At 36.5% G+C, this 20,236-nt stretch carries 10 protein-coding genes, 1 pseudogene and 1 riboswitch; of the genes and pseudogenes, 5 read left to right on the top strand and 6 right to left on the bottom strand.

The features are described 5' to 3' along the window. The coding region (locus ACFSO7_RS02610) for a hypothetical protein (protein WP_377875071.1) at window positions 1-1,242 on the top strand (1,242 nt) is incomplete at its 5' end. A 268-nt stretch (window positions 1,243-1,510) separates the two neighbouring features. Here ACFSO7_RS02610 and tnpC read toward each other — a convergent pair. The 4 genes and pseudogenes from tnpC to ACFSO7_RS02585 all read right to left on the bottom strand — a co-directional run bounded on the left by tnpC (window position 1,511) and on the right by ACFSO7_RS02585 (window position 5,198). After that, window positions 1,511-3,107: pseudogene (gene tnpC, locus ACFSO7_RS02600) on the bottom strand (IS66 family transposase). 89 nt (window positions 3,108-3,196) lie between these two features. Beyond that, window positions 3,197-3,550 (bottom strand): IS66 family insertion sequence element accessory protein TnpB, encoded by a 354-nt coding sequence (gene tnpB, locus ACFSO7_RS02595; protein ID WP_377875091.1) that lies wholly within the window; start codon window positions 3,548-3,550, stop codon window positions 3,197-3,199. Next, window positions 3,547-3,741 (bottom strand): hypothetical protein, encoded by a 195-nt coding sequence (locus ACFSO7_RS02590; RefSeq protein ID WP_377875066.1) that lies wholly within the window; start codon window positions 3,739-3,741, stop codon window positions 3,547-3,549. Before ACFSO7_RS02590 ends, tnpB begins: the two co-directional genes overlap by 4 nt. 308 nt (window positions 3,742-4,049) lie before the next feature. Then, on the bottom strand, window positions 4,050-5,198 hold the full coding sequence (locus tag ACFSO7_RS02585; protein ID WP_377875064.1) for a hypothetical protein: 1,149 nt from the start codon (window positions 5,196-5,198) through the stop codon (window positions 4,050-4,052). Window positions 5,199-5,559: 361 nt separating this feature from the next. After that, a riboswitch (cyclic di-GMP riboswitch) is annotated at window positions 5,560-5,641 on the top strand. 68 nt (window positions 5,642-5,709) lie between these two features. Here ACFSO7_RS02585 and ACFSO7_RS02580 point away from each other — a divergent pair. The 3 genes from ACFSO7_RS02580 (at window position 5,710) to ACFSO7_RS02570 (ending at window position 10,779) form a co-directional block, all read left to right on the top strand. Then, complete coding sequence (locus ACFSO7_RS02580) at window positions 5,710-9,258, top strand: S-layer homology domain-containing protein (RefSeq protein ID WP_377875062.1); 3,549 nt, start codon at window positions 5,710-5,712, stop codon at window positions 9,256-9,258. Window positions 9,259-9,991: 733 nt separating this feature from the next. Further along, window positions 9,992-10,312 (top strand): hypothetical protein, encoded by a 321-nt coding sequence (locus tag ACFSO7_RS02575; RefSeq protein WP_377875061.1) that lies wholly within the window; start codon window positions 9,992-9,994, stop codon window positions 10,310-10,312. A 191-nt stretch (window positions 10,313-10,503) separates the two neighbouring features. Further along, complete coding sequence (locus ACFSO7_RS02570) at window positions 10,504-10,779, top strand: hypothetical protein (protein ID WP_377875059.1); 276 nt, start codon at window positions 10,504-10,506, stop codon at window positions 10,777-10,779. Window positions 10,780-11,083: 304 nt separating this feature from the next. On the opposite strand, the gene ACFSO7_RS02565 is transcribed toward ACFSO7_RS02570, so the two are convergent. Continuing rightward, window positions 11,084-12,208, bottom strand: a complete 1,125-nt coding sequence (locus ACFSO7_RS02565; RefSeq protein WP_377875057.1) for a hypothetical protein — start codon at window positions 12,206-12,208, stop codon at window positions 11,084-11,086. Window positions 12,209-12,344: 136 nt separating this feature from the next. Further along, on the bottom strand, window positions 12,345-15,473 hold the full coding sequence (locus tag ACFSO7_RS02560) for an S-layer homology domain-containing protein (protein ID WP_377875055.1): 3,129 nt from the start codon (window positions 15,471-15,473) through the stop codon (window positions 12,345-12,347). 305 nt (window positions 15,474-15,778) lie between these two features. Between ACFSO7_RS02560 and ACFSO7_RS02555 the strand changes: the two genes are divergently transcribed. Further along, on the top strand, window positions 15,779-20,152 hold the full coding sequence (locus ACFSO7_RS02555; protein WP_377875054.1) for an S-layer homology domain-containing protein: 4,374 nt from the start codon (window positions 15,779-15,781) through the stop codon (window positions 20,150-20,152). The last annotated feature ends 84 nt before the right edge of the window (window positions 20,153-20,236 follow it).

Here is a 20,236-nt window from a genome sequence, read left to right as displayed (position 1 = left end):
AAAATTAGTGATGGAACAACAACTGAAACAGTAGCTGTCAATAAAACAATTGAAAAATTAGCACAAACACTAGCTGAAGCGAAAACAGCAGCGGAAGGTGCGGTAGGAACATTTGCGCTAACCAACGCAACAACACAAACAGATCTTGAAAATGCAGTAAAAGCAGTTGTAACGAATACAAACTTCACAGTAACTGTAGAAGGCTATACATTAACACCAGCAACAACAGAAGCAGCAGGTAGTTTAGCAGCCACATTGAAAATTAGTGATGGAACGACAACTGAAACAGTAGCTGTCAATAAAACAATTGAAAAATTAGCACAAACACTAGCTGAAGCGAAAACAGCAGCGGAAGGTGCGGTAGGAACATTTGCGCCAACCAACGCAACAACACAAACAGATCTTGAAAATGCAGTAAAAGCAGTTGTAACGAATACAAACTTCACAGTAACTGTAGAAGGCTATACATTAACACCAGCAACAACAGAAGCAGCAGGTAGTTTAACAGCCACAGTGAAAATTAGTGATGGAACAACAATTGAAGAAGTAACTGTCACTAAAGTGATTGCAAAATTGGCACCAACAGCACCAGCAGCAAATGATATTACGTTTACATTAAATACAGCTACGGGAGGAGACCCAGCAAATGGATCAGTAGCAGTAGCGAATGTAGCAGCTGGAACAACAGTAACAGTATACGCAGCAGATGGAACAACAAAATTAGGAACAGCAACAAATTCTGGAACTGAAGTAGCGAAAGTAACTGTAGAAGGGTTAGCGATCGAGGCAGCAACTGACTACCAAGTATCAGTAACGGTAGGTGGAGTAGAGTCTGCGAAAATAACAAAGAAATCTCAAGCAATTGACCTAGTGAGTGTAACGTATGATAATGGTACATTAGCAACAAACACAGATGATACGTTTATTTTGAAGTTTAGTGATACCGTAAATAATGCAGGAGCAGATACTGATTACACAGTTACATTCGATAATGCTAGTGCAACATATACAGATGCTGATATTACATTAACAGCAACTGACGACTATACAGTTACGGTTTTGAATAATGAAGTAGTAATTACATTAACAGAAATTGGATTAGCAAAAATTGATGAGATTGGCAAATTTGATAATGGATTGTTTAAAATAGTTATTAAAGGTTCAGCGCTAACTCCTATAATTGATGGAGTACAATCGTTTGTAGGAACACTAGCAAACTCTGATATAACAGCGGCAGACTAAAAAATAAGAGAAGTAGGGAATGGCGCCTGTCACTCCCTAACTCCTCGGTATATGTCGAGATTTGTAGAATAGGAGGCTCTGTGGAGAGTAACATCTCTTCAGGGCTACTTCTCTAAATTCCGTATTAAATATCCTTTTAACCATATATTATATTCATAGAATAGCTATTCTAACGTAAGCCCGAAATATAAAAAATAAGCGTACCTTCCAGTACGCCATCACAAACAGCCGTAAATCACGATTTTTTTAATCGAATTTACGGCTTATTTCATTTATTTCTACATTCGGACTGAATCTTTTGTGACCAGGGCATGTATTGATTTATATTTTCTGGATTTTGATAGATATCTAGATTAGGAAGATCCGTCAATAACTTCTCCAGATAGTGATAGAAATCTACACCATTTGCTTTTGCAGTTTCAGCCATACTTAAACAAATCGCATTAGCCTTTGCACCAGCTTCGCTTACACTAAACAGCCAATTTTTTCGACCGATCACATTTGGACGAATGGCGTTCTCAGCTGGATTGTTATCTATCTCAATTCGGCCATCACTCAAGAATGCTCTCAAGCCATTCACTCTGTTTAACGTGCATTCAGCTGCTTTCCCAAGTGCGTTTTTGCTATAGAATGGCGCATTTTCAACCCAGTTAAGGAATTTATCAACGATTGGCTTCGAGTACTTTTTGCGTTTTTTTCCTTCGTTTACTTGGAGACAAATGTTTAAATTGCCTTTCAAGTCGAAATAGATCATCGCAATATTTAACGCCAATTTGCCCATTTTTACTGTCCGTTTTTAACCAATAACGGCGTACATGTGCCCAACAATTTGCGAAGGTGATATCCTCTATTTTGCCATAGGCATAATAACCATCACAGACAATCGTTCCAGAAAAGCCTTCAATGAAGCTTTCGAGAACAGACCGGGCACGTGTTAATGAACTCTGAAACAGAACAATGGATGGACCTTGACTCGGCACACTTCGATAAACCCAATTATAGGCATTCGATTGCCCAGACTTTCCGTCAGAGCGGTTGATAATTTGTCCATAGGTCTCATCGACATGCAAAATGGATTTTGCCATCATCAATTGCTTCATTTGTTTGTACACAGGAAAAAGCCAATCCTGCGCTACACGTATGACCCAATTGGAGAGATTCTTATCATTCGTATTCAAGCCATAACGTTCCCATTCCTTTACCTGACGGTAAAGGGGCAAGTATTGTGAAAATTTATCATAGATCACCTTGGCAAGTACGCTAGGACTTGCAATACTGCGTTGAATAGGTGGCTGTGGAGCTTTGCCGCGTTTAATTTGCGCTTTTTGAGCTAAATCGCCTTTACAGATTTTGCATTCATATGCATGTTCAATGTGCTGAACTTTTTTCATTCTTGCAGGTATAAATTCTGCTTCTTCCCGTACGACAGTACTGCCAATTTCAATCATTTGACTTTGGCAACAGTCACAATTCGTATTTTCCGGATGATGATGGATAGCCTCTACTTCAATATTTTCATGTAGGGAATCGTTTCGTTTTTTCGATTGAACTTTCCGTACAACAGTATAAGTAATCGTCTGTTGGCTTTGATCTCCTGTGTGCTCAGGCTCGCTAAAAGACGGATCATCATCAAATAATGAACTTTGACCATCTGGTGCATTATATTTCGTTTTTTCAGTTTTTGATCCATATAAAAGCTTGGTTAAATGACGAAGTTGGTCGGTTAACGATTCAATCTGTTTAGTAGAATGATCTAGCTTTTTTAATAAATCTCTATTCTGTTGGTTAGAATGAGCCAATTGCTCTTCGAGCAGTCGAATTAATTTCTCGTATTGATTTTCAGTCTTAGAAGAAGCGTTTGCCACATCATTCACCACTTTTCGTTCGGTTTCGTCCTTCTAATTATAACGAGTTTGAACAGGGTAATAAACATAAGATTAATAGTTTTATGTAATTAGAACACACCTTTTGATGAAGGTTGAATGGCCTTTGGCTGCTGGATCGATAGCCCCTCGAGTAGCCACCGAAGTTCCTGTTGAGAAAGATTACGTACCGCCTGTTCATCTTTTGGCCATTGAAGCTTCCCATTATCCAAACGCTTATAAAGCATGGCGAAGCCATCTCCGTCGAAATACAAACACTTATAACGATCTTTTTTCCATCCGGCAAACAAGAATATAGAATCGCCATAAGGATCTAATTCAAGAGAATCCTGGACCAGAGTAGCCAATCCGTCAATGCCCTTTCGCATATCCGTCTTTCCACAAATGATAAAGATATTTTTCACATCCGTATAATCATGTTTCACCAATGCTTCAACTCCCTCATGATCGTTTGGATGATCTGCCCCTCTATACCGTTATAAAAGGAGACCTCAGCATTTGCTGTTTTGATCGTGCAGCAGCCAGAGGAATGGGATATCGGAGATGTCAAAGGGAATGTGTACTTGTTTTCTGAATGTAGAGAAACGGGGACAATTGTTAATTTTTCTTGCGGCATAAGGAAAAGCACCTCCTAAAATTTGATACTAGTATCGTACCAGGAGGCGCCGTGAGTTTATATGCGTTGTTTGAATACGGGCTTACATAAAACAGGAGACCAAGACGTAAAAAATGAATAAAAAAAACAAAGTAAGAATAGAGATGAACTCTATTCCTACTTTGTCAACAGCCCCTTAAGCTCTCTTTTTTACCGAACAGAAAAACAATCAAGTCAAATCATCCTTAAGAACTAAAAATTAACTAATTAACGCCTGAGTGCGATTTATAAGAAAGCCCATCAGAACTGATGGGCTATTCATCTTAAGGTTATAGTCCGTAGTATTGTCGCCAATCTTGAATAAACTGGGCTTCTGTGACTCCGAAGTTTTTAACCATTGAATCATTTATACTTTGAGTTCTTAAGCCTTCAATGAAATCAAAAAACTTTTTATGGCTGTATTTTTCCTCAATATAATATATCATTGATTCACTTGGTGCATCTACTTTAAAAAAAGAATCATCTAGCAGTTCCTTTAAATCATTAATGTCTTTTCCGAAATATGACATTGATCCAAGAACTCTTTCTTTGTATACGTCCTTATTATACTTATACCTCATCGTTAATTGATTTTTGGGTAAATGATACTTACTATAATCAATGTGTTGACCATCGACATAGCTTGCAACACCTTCATTTATCCACATCATATTTGATTTGAATTTGTCTCTAATCGAATTAAAGTTTTGGTAAGTATCTTGAAAGGCGTGTGCGAATTCATGCACAAAAACCCCAATAAAATTTTCTTCATTAGAATTATTATACGGAGCAAACTTACTTACATCGATAAGTACTCTTTTGTCTCTAGCGACATATTCTCCATAAGACGTTTGAGCAACCTTCTCGTTTTGCCAAATATACGCAGTTACTCCTTGTGGTAACTTTGTTGCTCCAAAGTAACTGCCGACATCGGTTATTACTTCATCTGCTAAATCAAGTATATAGCCAACTTCTTGATAGGCACTTTCAGTAAGAAAGATGGTTGTCATCGTTGTTTGAAATTTATACCACTTTATAGCACCTGTTGTGTCCTTTGAAACAATATTTCTATTTGAATCGGTATAGATAATTTGTGCTTTACTTAATTGATCTGCTTTTTTTATGAGTTCTTCTATTTTCTTGTTTTTCTCGTTTATTTCATTGATTTTCTCTTCTAGTTGCTGTTTCAGGCTGATATTCTCATCTTTACTTTTATTTAATTCCTCAGTTACTTTGTCTAAATTGGCTTTAAGTTCTTTATTTTCTTTATTCTTTGTCGCAATATTGCTTGTTAAATTCTTTATTTGCTTAGTTAGTGATGCTATTTGCCTTTGAAGCTGTTCAATTGATGGAGATTTAGAAACTGCTAAAACATTGAAGCTTGGTACCGAAATTAACAAAGTTAAAACTAAGGTTAATATAGTAATCTTCTTTTTCATGTAATCTTCTCCTTGTTTTTAATAGATAAGGATAATAGTACCTTCCCAGGCAAAAAATGTCGATGTCTTTTAAGATAGAGAAAACGACACGGTTGCCGTACTAATTAACAATTAAGGCGCCAGGCACCATCCAGGAATATGGAAATGGTACTTTAGTTAGATAAAATTCACTGCCACTCTTAGCTTTTTAAAAAAATCCTTTATTATAACAAAAAGGAGAGTATTCATCATGGTGAAAAACTTTCCTTTTTGTTCGTCTAATAAACTTCTAGTCCTCATCAATTATTTAACATTCAAGAAAAAATCTTTCAATATTAGACAAATTTTGCTAAAGTTAACACTGTAAATATAGTGTTTATACAAAATTCAGGGAGACAATGAAATACATTCTATAATTGGGCACCAGGAATGTATCGAGTCAGTGGTGCAACCGCCCCAATCGACTATTATGATTGGGGTTTTTATTGTGTGATTTTAAATTGAAAGAGGAATTAGAAAGGAGTTTTAAATATTGAAAAGGTCTTACCAAAAGTTTCTGGTTGTATCATCTTCAACGGCAGTTATGGCAAGTATTGTAGCGCCAATCTTACCAAGTAATGTTCTTTCTGCTAAAGCAGCAGGCAAAGAGTTTAGCGATTTAAGCAGTGAAAAGTACTATTATGATGCAGTATTGAGTTTATCAGAACGTGGGGTAATCGGTGGTTTTAATGATGGAACATATAGACCAGATAAAGATCTTACACGTTCAGAAGCAGCTTCTATTCTAGCTAAGGCACTAGGATTAAACAGTACCAATATTAAAGACATAGGATTTAATGATGTGCCAGAAGGAAAATGGTACTACCCAGCTGTTGCGGCACTAGTAGAAAAAGGCATCATTAGCGGTTTTGATCAAAAGACATTTAAACCTGATAAAACAGTAACAAGAGCTGAACTATCCAAAATGCTCACGCTTGCTTTTAACTTAAAAGCATCACCGGCGAAAACAGCTTTCACAGATATACCTAAAAATAAATGGTTTGCTAGTTTTGTAAATACACTAGTAGTAAATGGAGTTACAGATGGGATAACGCCTACTACTTTTGCACCAGACCAAGTTGTCACAAGAGGTCAAATGGCAGCATTTGTTTATCGTGCAGAAAGTACTGTTTTGAAGAATGTGTCGAAAGAATCTACTGTTGAGAAAATTACTGATGGTACTGTGACGTTAAGTGGAACTACATATACATTAACAGATGCGACGAAAACGATATTTAATGGAACAAATGAAGCAGTTTTAAAAAATGCCGTTGTAAAGTTTACTTCAGAGAATGGCGCCATTAAGAGTGTGATAGATTTAGAGATTAAAACAGGTGGAACAGCAAATAGCGCTTTCGTTTTTGATGGGAAAAATGGTGTGATCGAAGGAAATGTGAAGGTTTCTGCGGATAACGTTTCTGTGAAAAATTTGACAGTCAAAGGCGATTTTGTAATTGGAAAAGAAGTAACAAATAGCTTTGCTGCTGACAAACTAACAGTTTCAGGCAAAACAACAATCGCTGGTGAAACTCTGGTAACGGCAGCAAGTGATAAATTCTATCAAACTTTAAAAGCGAAAGGATCTATGAATGCTTTTAAAGTGGCAACGACTTTTTTCGCAAATATTTTATTAAGTAACTCATATATAGGAAAATTGGACGTTAATAAAGATAGTGTGAGAGTTGAGGCGAGAGGGACAACGAATGTATCAGAATTGAGCATATATGCTAATGCGACTATTGCAGCTGACCAAGGGATTGTCATTCCATCAATCAAAGTAGGATCAGGTGCAGAATATGTGGAATTAAATGCCAATGTCTTATCATTAACTATCCAGAATATTAATCCAATAATATTTAATGGTTCCGCAACGATCGGTAATGTGGAACTCGCTGGTAAGGCTTCTATCGTCTTAAATACAACTGGTACAATTCAACAATTAATCGCTCAAAATAAAGAAGCTAACTTAACCATCAATTCAGGAGCGAGAGTTGGAAATATTATTTTGCCAGAAGGTACAAAAGCAAATGACATTATCAAAAACTTTGACCTAATCAAACAAAATATCAACCAAATCGCTGGTCAAGCAAACCCTGATGCAAGACCAACGTCACCGGCACCAACACCAGCTCCAAGTACTGGTGGTGGATCAGGTGACCATGATATAACACCACCAGTTGATAGACCGGTTCCACCTGCAGTTGCAAATGTGACTGTAATTAGCTCAGATACAGACACAGTTAAATTAGGTGGAGTTAAAAATACGATTACATGGAGTGCTAGTTCAACATCTACTGTAGCATTTTATGAGGTATATCGTACCACCAACCCAAATGGAATGACAGATGCTGTAAAAGTAGCTGGTCCTGTTGATAAATCTTTATTAACAGCAACAGATACTACCGTCACGCCAGGGGAAACTTACTATTATACAGTTTATGCAGTAGATAGAAGTGGGAAAAAATCAAGTACCTCTAATGTCTATCAAATCGTCACAGCTAATGACCAGATCGCTACTTTACTTGAACTTACTAAATTAAGATTCGCAGAAGTGAAAAATGCTATAGCGGATTTAAGTTCGATAGAAAAAATTCAATCAGCCTATATTAAGGGATCGTTTGCTTCTATGATGCTGATGGCAGTTGAAAAGGAAGGGGAGACGGCTGCGGAAGAGCTAAATAAATTAAAGGAAGAACTTGATGGGTACTTCCCAGCAGTTCAAGTAGAGCTAAAAAAATTAAGTGAATTGAATCAAGCAAAAGTATTGTTAAGTGTAGTTGAATTTATGTTGGATGATAGCAATCCAGATTTTGATGTGCTAGACAATGCATTACTGGAGGAATTTCAGATACAAGCCTATTTTGCATTAGGTGGGATGATCAAAAAGGAAGTATTCGAAGGGGAGACAGAAGAGGCAAAAGCATTAAAAAGTCGTTTTTCCGCGGTTCAATTGAAAGGTGCCAAGAAGCTAGTGGATTCTTTATTTGTAGATCCAACAAAAGCGGTAGATGATCTGAAATTAAAGCCAGAAATAAATGGTTTCGTAATGATGATGATAGCTCAAAGTGTACAATCATTACCCGATAGCAATGAGAAAACAGCTCTACAAAATAAAGTACAAAAGGCGATAGAGCTATTGATGTCAACATTTGTAACACTAATCGCTGATACATCAAATAATGATACTCAACATGATATTAGAATCATGGAACAACCAATTAATCGAAATTGGCAAGAAAACATTACAAGCGTATATGTGGATGGAATTGAAATTAATAAAGATAGCTGGTATGTGGATGGAGGTTTCCATATTCGTGCTGGTGTATTATCTGTTGGAGATAACGTTATCAAAGTCGTTGCAACAGGATTTAATGATAGTACCGTTACACAAACAATTATCCAAAATACTCCACCAACAGCATCACCAATAATCACAGGAACAGCAAAAGTCGGAAATGAATTGACAGTGGTTTCGAATTATTATGATGTAGATGGGGATGTAGAGGCTGGCACAACCTACGAATGGTATGCTGATGATGCGCTGATTGAAGGAGAAACTTCTTCAACTTTTACCATAACGGAAAAAGAAGTAGGTAAAAATATTTCTGTTAAAGTCATACCAAAGAATAACTACGGAACTGGAACAGTAACAACAAGTAATATTGTATGGGTAGATAATGAATCTCCAACAACTACAAGCCTTGTGTTTAGTGGGAATGGTAGTCTTGAAGAAACCATTACGATTAATTTATCCGAAATTCTAGGCACAACAGAAGGTACTGAATTGCCAGATCATACGGATGTAAAACAAGCAATCCAACTAACTGGAACTGAAGCTATTATAGACACCTTTACAGCCGTATATAGACAGGATATCGACTTAGAAACTCCGGGGAATCAACCAGGTATTCTCATCACTACTGATGGTGATGGTCAAATAACAAAAGATGTATTGGTTACGATAAATGATAAGTTAATCGATTTAGTTGGAAATAAGTTTACCCCAAATATAGCTCAGACAGTTACTCCTCAACAAAACTAAACGAAACGTTACTTTATAAGCTAGTAATCTAGTGAAAAAAGTGGACTAACAACTAATATGATTTATAGGTTAATCAAGCTAGTATGATAAGTTGTTTTTCTAACTGTTATCGTCCAATTGATAGGTGAAATTCCTATTCTTGCTAAACAGTCTTTTAAAGCAAGTGCCTAATCCTCCTGGATCCAGTGATGCACTAATTTGCTGAAAGGGTCAAGTCAGGTGAAGTCGTACTCATGAAGGTGAGGCGGGGTTCTTTAAAAGGCAGCTATGGTTAGGAGGACGAATCCATGTAGGCAGGGTGAGGTAGTGTGTGCCGCGAAACGCTAGGAGTTCGGCATTCATCCTTCCATCATAAATGATGGAAAGGCGATCAGTGCAATTGACTGTTAAACTGATCGTTCTCACTCCTGAATAGTGGAGACCTAAGGCTGTAAAAATAAGGGATGGACATAACGGAACGTTTGAAGTCTTTTCGGAAGAGGTGGATTAGCACCTATGATGCCAAAAAGATGGCTGCGGGTTTATAGTAGTGATGATTATCTGCCACTATTACTATCATGGTAACATGGTAGGAGGACAAAACGGATAGGAGCGAAGAAACTCAGTCAGTAGTAATCTTTTAACAAAAAAGTAGACTTCTGACGGATCGCCGTGTGCGGTGAAAGCCGCCTGCACGGTGAAGGCTCGTTATAAAACTAAAAAAGTATAAGACGAGAATAGCATACCAACTGTAATGACAAGACTACCTTATACAGTACCTACAGCACCAGAAGGATATAAACATTCTTTCGGGTATGAAAATGGTAATCTCGCTAGCGAAATAATAGGAATTTCGTGGGAAGGCTATACATATTGGCCATATGATGATAATGGTAATATGTCTCAGTTAATTTTCGTGGCCTATGATTCACAAGGAGTAGAAGTGAAACGATTTTCATTTAATGGTTATCGTTACGTTAGTGGGATAACCATTGATAAGGAAAATGAAAAATTTGTTATTACTACACAAGGTGATTCTTTTACAATTAATTGGGAAGATCTATTAGTGAATTAAAGGAAATCCTATTCATATAGACTTAAAGTATTAGGTGTCAGGCACCATCTAGGTACAGTTTCAATCAATCGTTTGATTGAAACTATCAGAGAGTGGATATCTCTATCGGGAAAGTGTCTTGCACCTAATATTTATGGAAAGATATCTATTCGTACTGTATAATTGTTGGAATAAGAGGAGGGATCTAAACTATGGAAGAGGAAAATATTTTGCAAGAAATTCTTAGTGTATTAAAAGTTCATTCAAACCAAGTGGAAAACAAACTAACAGCTATAGATGCAAGATTGGATGAAATGGACCTTCGTATGACAAATCAATCTAAAGAAACAAATGAGCGTCTTGATCGGATTGAGAAGAAGATGGATGGGTTTCGAGTCGAGTTGACAGAGTCACAAGAATCATTTGATTATTTAGCTAGTAAAGTCACTCAACATGAGCGTAAACTTAGAGAGCTTTACCGTCAGTAACAAAGCTTCAGCATCTTTTATTTTCCACGAATTTTTACCTCTAGAAAACTACTATCCTAAAATCTTTAAGAAGAAATCCATTTACTAGAATGAGCAATTTTTCCATTCCTACATCTAAAATAATGCAGCCGATCACTGCATGTGGTGAGCTGTATTATTTTTTTTATGTGCTAGTTAATTACCTAATATCTATCTTACTTTCAATTAATTTGTGTAGATTCAATTCAACGCATCGTTTCTTAAAGCGCCATCTTATTAGTAAATTTATTCAAACGTCTGCGACGATAAAACATATTAGTGGAAATTAATTTAATGAGAAATAGTTCTTCCACTCCTTGATCAATTGATATTCATCTATACCGAAATGATTTTTTAACACTTCATTTATATTTTGATTCTTATGTGCATCTTTCAAGAACTCTAGAAATTTCTTATGGCCATATGTGTTTTCTAAATAATAAATGAATGATTGATATGTTTGATAAGCTACAAATCTTTTAGTTGGTAATTTTGTTAACATAGGTTCATTGTTATATTCTAAGTTTTGAATAATGGCATCTTTAAAATTATCTTTATTAAAACCATTGCTTCTTAGGTGACTACTTGGTATACCGTATTTTTCATAATCAAGGAATTGATTATCGACATAATCAGGTACACCTTCATGTAACCAAGTTACAATATTAGTCCTGTCCTTTGTAAAAATGGCTGTTTGAAATACATGAGCGTGTTCATGTACATAGACACTTACAAAATCTTCTGTAGTGTTTCTCGCAGGATAAATTCGTGAAGCATCAATATAAACTCTCTTTAGTCTATCATTATATGAAAGTGAATCCTCCTCACTCATAGTTACTTCATTTTCATACCAAATATACGTGGATACTGTTTCATCCATTTTAGTAATTCCATAATATCCACCAACATCACTTAATAAACGATCGGAAAGATTTATAATATAATTGTATTTTTCAAATGCCTTTTGAGTTAAATAAATAGTATTAAAACTTGTTCTAAATTTATACCATTTAACATCATTACCCGCATTTAAGTATCTATCCGTGTAGACTATTTCAGCATTATTAAGCTGCTCGAATTGCCTGATTCTCTCATTTTGTAGTTCTATGGTTTTATTTTTATCTTCAATAGTATCTTTAAGAATACCTATTTCACTTTCTTTACTCATAATTGTGTCATCTTTACTTTTGATCTGGTTATGTAGTGTTGTATTTTCTTTCACCAACTTAGTAGCTTCTTTTGTTTTTGTAGATAATTTAGTGGTTAAATTCTTTACTTGCTTAGTTAACTCTGTAATTTTTTTCTGAAGCTGCTCAATAGTAGGAGCTTTAGATGCCGCAAGTACATCTAAGTTTGTTACAGAAAAAAGTAGTGTAAAAATAAATACAAAAATAGTAAACTTCTTTTTCAAAATGAAATCTCCCTTCTTCTATTAGAATATGGAAATAATACTTTATTTGGAAATATTCATCAAATAAAAAAACGCTATAAAAATTAAGAAAAGAAAAACTAAAAAGCCCTGTAGCAACTACAGGACTTCCCATTTCTTAATTCTCAATCTTCGTCACAATATCACTAACCAAAAGATTATTCATATCACTAATCGCCGAAAGCTGTTCGACATATTCTCCATTTAAATCCTTCACTTGTCCGCTATTTAGTTTCACTACTAAGCTTACAATATTACCTGTAACTTTAGCCGATTCAACTTCATATTTCCCATTTCCGACTTTGAAGGAAAGTCTAGTAACAGTGTTCGGATCGATGTCTTCATTAAAATGTAGAGAGACGATGGCTTTCTTAGCATCTGTATGATTTTCAACAATCACTTTATCCTTTGAGCCATTTTTTTGCAGGGTCGGTTTAATTTGATCGATGACTTCTTGTTGGCTAAGGGTGATTTTTTGACCGAATAAATTGGTTGTTTCTGGATTGCTCTTTGCTGTGATGAATAGTTTTTTCTTATTTAGCTTGGCATTACCGCTTAATGTGTCCTTGCTTTCCAGCTTAAAGGTGATCGTGGATGCACCGTTTTCGGTAGAAAGTAAAATATCATTTGGATAAATTTGCTCACTTGCCTGGAATTGGTGATCACCACTTTGGTCTACGAAAACAATGAAATCCATAGGATTGAAGTTTTCAATCGTATCGGAAAAGGTGATTTTAATTTCATTTTCACTAACCGCTATTGCTTTATTGGTTGTTGTAAAATTCGCTTGGGACGAAAGCGTGATTTTATTCGTGAAGCTTTCTGTCGTGTTTCCATTAGCATCTGCAACCATCGCCACATTTAGACCGAGCTGGTTAAAGGTTTTGTTCACAATCGCGTTTTGTAGGTCATTGAAGAAAGTTGTTAATTTCGGCGAGTTTGCACCCATTTTAGTTATCACAATTTCCGCTTTTCCATTATCGAACGCGTGAATATCTACTTTGAAACTATCATCCTTGTTAATCGTATCTAGTAAATAACTTGTACCATTCGCAGCTAACTCGTATTTAGCTAAGTCCAAGATGGAGTACTGTCCAGATGTACTCATTTTTTTGTTAAAATTAACAGCAATTGTCACACGATTATTTTCTTGTAAAAGGTTGGCAGTGAAATTGCCTGGTGCTTGTTCGCTTCCAGTCTCAAATGAGTAAGAAAGGATATCTGTACCATTTCCGAACAAATCTTTGATATTAGAAGCCTGCAATAAATAAGTTGATTTGGCAAAAGCCCCATAACGCTTATCCAATGTGAGAATATAGTGTTGGTTCGTATACTTCAATTCTTTACGAATCTGTTTAATTTCGATTGCCTCGTTCTTCATATTAGTCAGCTTATAGCTTGCTAGTTTACTTGCCGTACTAGGATCAACAGGCTCGGAAAAGGCGACCTTTAATTCGATTAGACTTCCTGAAGCTTTATCTTCTGGAAGAAGCACAATCGATTGAACCGTTGGAGCGGCTTGATCCACAGCAAGATTAGCAACCGTTTCAATTGAAAAATTACTGTCGTCCCATAAATCCTTTATTGCATTCGCATCAACGAAAACAGGCGTTCCATTAGTGAGTCGATCCTTTTCATTAAATAGAACAACAATTTCTGTTGGACTTTTTTTGTAAACAGCCTCGGCATTGATTGATTTACTCGTGTGGTGGAAGTATTTTTCAATATTACTAATCGAAGCTAAGTTTACCTCCTGCTCAAATTGCAAAGTAAATTGATTTGGGTAAACGTCCGTCACTTTTTTCACTGTTGGATAAGTACGTTTGTAAGTGATCGCAAATGGAAAGGCGGTTGCTTGAATCGGCTGTGCTGCGTAATCCATAAGCGCATTGCTTACCTCAAGTAGGTATGAACCATCCTTTAAGTTGTCTTTACACTCGATAATGACTTCTTTTCCACTATTTAATGCTGTTATTTCTTTCACTGTTTGGTCCTTAAGTTTAAATGCGGATAGGAAGTTGCGATTAGTGATGATTTCTCCCGTTTTCGCTTCTAAATTTAATGCCTCAGAGAAAGTGACCTTTAGTTTATTTCTACTATAGGATTCGACGGATTCAATCGTTGGTGCGGTCGTATCCGTGAAATTCACATCAATTTGGTGATCAGTTGGGAATATTTCTTTTCCCATAAATAAGACAGTTCGTGCACCGTTCACTTGAGGTTTTTCAAAAGTCAACGTGACGACTTTGCCATTGATATGGATGTTTTCAATCTTTGTTTCTTGATCTAAAAACTTATAATTAGCCGCTTGCTTTAGGGCTGCCTCATTGTATCTTGTATGATTGAGGACTAGCTGAACTTGTTTTAAGCCTGAAACTTTGAACTCCTGTAAAGCAAGTGGTCGGTCCTCGATTTTTACCTTCAAGCTAGGTTTCTTGTTTGTTCCTGCAACGGTTCCAGTTAGCTCATATATGCCAGGAGTGGAAAGGGTATTTGGTTCTGTATTCCACTTCACATCCAAATCAGCCACTTCACCGCTTTTATATTTTACTTTTACTGTCTTTGGAATGCTGGATACTTCACTAAGATCAAGCGTCATATCTTGAAGAGGATCAATGGAATCAATTAAATACATCGCACGATACATAAATACAGCGAATTGACCACGTGTGACAGAGCCTTTCGGGTCATATTTTCCATTACTACTTCCTGAGGTGATTCCGTTTTGGAATAAGATTTTTACATTTTCCACATGTTCTTTTTCGATTTTATCTAAATCCTTTAACGGAACAGCGATATCAGCGTTCGGCTTTAAATTGAAAGCACGCACGAGCCAAGTTGCCATCACATCACGTGTAAGAGGTTTATTTGGTTCGAAGTAAGTCGGTTGCTTGTCATCGATGACACCTTTGTTCATCAATGCTGCGATTTCATTGTAAATGGATGTACCTTGCTTCAAATCTTTATATTTAAGAACAATGTCACTTTTAGTGGAATCTAATTTTAGCGCACGGGTAAAGAGAGAAGCGACTTGACTTCTTTTCAGCGGATCATTCGGTTTAAAGCTGCCATCCGGGTAACCAGAAATAATACCTTTATCTGTTAACGCTTTAATTTCTTTATAGAAAGGGTGACCCACTTTTACATCAGTCAGCTGCTTTTCCTCAGCAAAAGCATGAGTGGCTAGGGATGTTGAAGAGACGAGGGCAGTCGTCACTAAAATGGAATTAAATTTCTTCCAATTCATATTTGCATACCTCCTAGTTTCCATTGGTAGAATTATTTACCAATCTATCATACTACAAATAGAAGGGAGGGTGGTAGAATAGTGACTATTTTCGACGAAAGGTGTCGATGGGTAGTTCAAAAAAGTTCTTATTATAAAAGTATTAAGATAATACCTGTAGCGCTTTTTTCAGTGAAGTAAGACGTTTCCTAGTTTTTTAAATATATTACTATGAAGTAGTAAAATAAAGGACAAATATATTACCTTGTAGTAATATATTTATTGTATTTTCTATTAATAGAAATCTAGTCGTTTTGGAGGGCTAAATGAAAAGAACTTTAAAGTTTAATAAATTTCTAATAGCAGCTGTCTCAACTGCGGTTGTTGTAAGTACAACAATGCCGATTGTGCCATTTAATGTGCTTCATACAGAAGCTAGTAACAAGGATTTTCCTGATGTAAAAAGCGGAACCTACTATTATGATGCGGTAACTGACTTAGCAAATCGTGGTGTCATGAATGGATTTAGCGACGGGACATTTAAACCATCACAAGAAGTAAACCGTGGCCAGGCAGCACAAATGATTGCTTCTTCCTTGTCCTTGAATGGAAAAATCATGAAAGATCCTGGTTTCACTGATGTGAAGCAAGGGGACAGGTTTTATAAAGCTATCGCTGCACTAGTTGAGGCAGGGGTTATTAGCGGGAAAACCGAGAATTCATTTAACCCGAATGAACCTATCACTAGAGCTGAGCTAGCAAAAATCATTTCTTTAGCCTATAAACTGAAAGAAAATAAAGAGTCAGTTGGAAAGTTCTCTGACGTCCATCCCGATGCTTGGTACAGTGGGTATGTAGGAGCATTGATCGATCACCAAATTACAGATGGCTATTCGCAAACGTCATTCGGTACACCTAAAACGGTAACCCGTGGCCAGATAGCGACCTTTATCAACCGAGCTGAAAAGATTCTACACGAAGATCCAATAGCTAAAGTTCAAACGATAGAAAAGGTGACAAATGATACAGTTACCGTAAATGGAGTCGAATATAAAGTTGCTTCATCATTGGCATCACTTTTTAATCAATCAAACGAATTAGCGTTGAAAAATGCTGTCATGAAGTTTGATGTAAATAACGGGATGATTACGAATGTTACTCAATTAGAATTACTTCAATACGGTACAAAAACGAATGAAATGGTATTAGACGCAAAGGGTGCAGTCATTTCCGGTAATATGAAAATTAGTGGAGACTATGTTTCTATTAAAAATGTAACGATAAAAGGAAACTTAGACGTCGGAAAAGAAGTAGAAAACCAATTTCACTCTCAAACCATAACTGTTGAAGGTAACACGACTGTTCACAATGAGGCAAGTACTACATATACGAAGGCAAGCGGTGATCCATTTTATAGTAAAACGATTTTACCTGATAAAGTAGCCGTAGATTATACAAATCGTGTGATTTTTGAACAGGCTAATTTAGGGATTGTCCAATTAAATAGAAATGGTGTTGACGTTGTAGTGAATGGATCTACATCGATAAAGGAAGTCAATGCCTCTTCTAATGTGAGGATGTCGGTTGCCTCTGGAGCTAAAATCTCGACTGTCATTCTTCAACCAGGTGCAGAAAATATGGAGATTAATGGCGACATTTCGCAATTGATTGTGGCAGGTAAAAACCCTGTAACCATAAATGGAATAGCGAACATCAACCAAGTCATCGTTCAACAGCAACATGAAGTTTTATTAAAGATCATAGGGCAAATTCAATTACTTGAAGTACAAAACGCTGCAGTAAAGATTACTTTAATTGAAAAAGCAAAAGTAGGTAACCTTGTTTTACCAGAAGGAATGAAAGCGAAGGACATCATTGCTAATTATGAAAAAATAAAAGCCAACTTCGCTAAAATTGGGGGTAAATCAAACCCAGATCTTATACCTGTTACAACACCAGAACCTTCTAGCCCAATTGGAAATGATGAGGGTACTCCATCAGCTCCAAGAGACCAAACGGCACCAATCGTTTCTGGAGTTACAGCAACCAATATTGCCGAAACATCTGTTCATATCAAACTAACGTCGAATGAAACTGGGGAAGTGTATTATGTGGTGTTACCTGCGGAAGCAGTAGCGCCAAGTAATGCCCAAATCAAAACTGGCCAAAATGGTATAGGTGAGTCTGTAGAATTAAAAGGTAATAAGACAGTATCATCGGCATCAGAAGCAACCATTTATATTAGTGGTTTAACAACAAATACAGATTATAAGGTATATGTAGTTGCGGAAGATAGTGCTGGAAATGTCTCTTCAGTGTCTAGTGTGGGGGTTACTACTTTAAGTAATCATGGTCAAACCCCTGTAAATAAAGAGGCTTTGAGTACGGAAATCGCTATCGCTGAAGCTAAGATCCAATCAGAGTATACGGAGGTTACTTGGATACCTTTTCATGCTGCATTAACAGCTGCGAATTTTATTTTTGAAAAGGTAGATGCAACTCAAGAAGAAGTAGATCAGACATTAGCAAACCTAACAGCTACAATGAATGCATTGGTTTTAAAAGGTATTGATATTGCTCCAGTGCTAACGAATGTTACGGTCAATCCCGGTACCATAGCTGGGATTAAATTTATGATTGACGATCTTCCTGTTGGTGCTTCGAAACTGATGTTTAAAATCCTTGATATGGATGCTAACGATCCAACTCCAAAAATAGATGATATTTTTGACGGAATAGAGCCAGCTATGAATGAAGACATTATTGATGGAATATCAGTAGGGAAAAAGCTCTACATCGCTGCAGTAGATAGCGACAATAAAATTAAAGCATATAAGATTCATACACTAAGTGAAACAGACATTTATATAGATCAAACAGCTCCAAGTATTTCTGGAGTTACAGCAACCAATATTACCGAAGCATCTGTTGATATCAAACTAACATCGAATGAATCTGGAGAAGTGTATTATATGGTGTTACCAGCAGATGCACAAACGCCAAGTAACTTGCAAATCAAGGCTGGGCTAAATAGTGCAGGTGAAGCTGTGGCATTAAAGGGTAATAAGGCAGTAATGTCGGGATTAGAATTAACCATTCAGATCAGTGGATTAACAGCAAATACAGATTATAACGCATATGTAGTTGCGGAAGATGGTGCTGGTAATCTTTCTTCAGTTGCTAGTGTGGATATAAAAACATTTAGTAGCACATTAGATTTAGAAAAACTAATCATCAAAACAAATAATGTGAATCCAGCCTTAGCAAAATTGGGTGATAAAGCAACAATTGAGATCAAGGCAGAGCGGGATATTACTATTTCTAATGGGATAATATCCATTGGAGGACATGACGGTAAAAACAATTTAGAAATAACAGATGCGGATGATGCGGACAATTCGACTTGGAATATTGTCTATACTTTTAATGCTGCAGATACTGAAGGTGATGTCACATTTAGCTTTGATATGACAGATGCGAATGGAAAAAATGTAAGTGTGGGAAATAGCCAGCTTCCGAATAGCAGTAAAGTGACTTTCGATAAAACCGCTCCTGCCATCACGGGTGTGGTAGAAGACGGTGAATACAAGGACAAAGTGATCCCAGAATTCGTAGAGGGAATAGGAAAAATTTCTATTGGTGGTGGGAGTTATATTCCATTTATTTCGGGAACTGAATTGAAACAGGTTAATTCATATCAACTCATAGTTACGGATGAAGCTGGAAACCAAGCGACTGCCCGTTTCTATGTTACAGCAAGTCTTATGCCCTACACCCCTGTGACAATACCGGAAAAGGAATATTTCGATAAAGAAGAAATATTTGCTTCTTTACCTAAACAACTAGTGGTACCTCTTACAAATGGGGAAAACACAATGATTCCATTGTCTTGGGAAGATAGTGATAAATTCAACCCACAACAACCAGGCGAATACAAGTTCACTTCGAGTTTTGGACAGATTGGAACTGATACTATAAAGATTGATATTAACGATATAGTCGCACCAGTAGTCGTAGTCAAGGTAACGGAGCTTCAAGCAAGCTCGTTGAAATTATACCTGAACTTTGATGGTCCACTAGCAGATATTTCTGGTAGTGGAAATGAAGTCACTCTCGTAAATCCAAGTAACATTAATTTTGTTAATGATGGACCAAGTGGAAGAGCGATTTCATTTAACGGTGTTAACAAAAAAGGTGCAGTTAGCATTATCCAAAATGATTCGCTAAAATTGAACAATGAAGTCACGGTTTCTTACTGGTTAAGTATGAAAAATTACTATGGTGAGTATAACGATGATAATCATTTTGAGTTTTACGGAAATCATGCCATTTTTGCTAAAAGTGGTGAAGGTGGTATAAGTAGTTATATTTATACTAGATCGGAAAAGGCAGACCTATGGTACAATCGAACTCCGAATCAATCAATAATAGTTTCTAATCCCTTTCGATTGGGAGAGTGGGTGCATGTAGCATTTACGATTTCTGAGACAGAGAGTAAAGGTTATATTAATGGTAGCTTAGTAAGTTCGATCGCTCTAAGCACTCCTGCTGATCTATCTGTTTCCAACTCTGGACCATTTTACATCGGGTGGATGAACGAATCTTGGTATGCGCTGCACGGTGATATTGACAATTTCAGAATGTATGATAAGGCTCTATCTATTCAGGAAATAGAAAAGTTGTATATTCATAAACAGTAAATTGTGTGGTCATCATTCATACTAATAATATTTGGTGTAATTTGTAACTATTTATAGATATTTATAAATTATGAAAGAGCCCTG

The sequence above is a fragment of the Bacillus sp. CGMCC 1.16607 genome (assembly GCF_042683745.1).
GTDB lineage: Bacteria > Bacillota > Bacilli > Bacillales > Cytobacillaceae > Pseudoneobacillus.
This window is presented reverse-complemented; position numbering and strand designations above follow the sequence as displayed.

Excerpts from the sequence above, each read along its gene's own strand:
- ACFSO7_RS02570 (WP_377875059.1), top strand. The coding sequence starts at position 10,504 with ATGGAAGAGGAAAATATTTTGCAAGAAATTCTTAGTGTATTAAAAGTT.
- ACFSO7_RS02555 (WP_377875054.1), top strand. The coding sequence starts at position 15,779 with ATGAAAAGAACTTTAAAGTTTAATAAATTTCTAATAGCAGCTGTCTCA.
- ACFSO7_RS02575 (WP_377875061.1), top strand. The coding sequence starts at position 9,992 with ATGACAAGACTACCTTATACAGTACCTACAGCACCAGAAGGATATAAA.
- ACFSO7_RS02585 (WP_377875064.1), bottom strand. The coding sequence starts at position 5,198 with ATGAAAAAGAAGATTACTATATTAACCTTAGTTTTAACTTTGTTAATT.
- ACFSO7_RS02560 (WP_377875055.1), bottom strand. The coding sequence starts at position 15,473 with ATGAATTGGAAGAAATTTAATTCCATTTTAGTGACGACTGCCCTCGTC.
- ACFSO7_RS02590 (WP_377875066.1), bottom strand. The coding sequence starts at position 3,741 with ATGCCGCAAGAAAAATTAACAATTGTCCCCGTTTCTCTACATTCAGAA.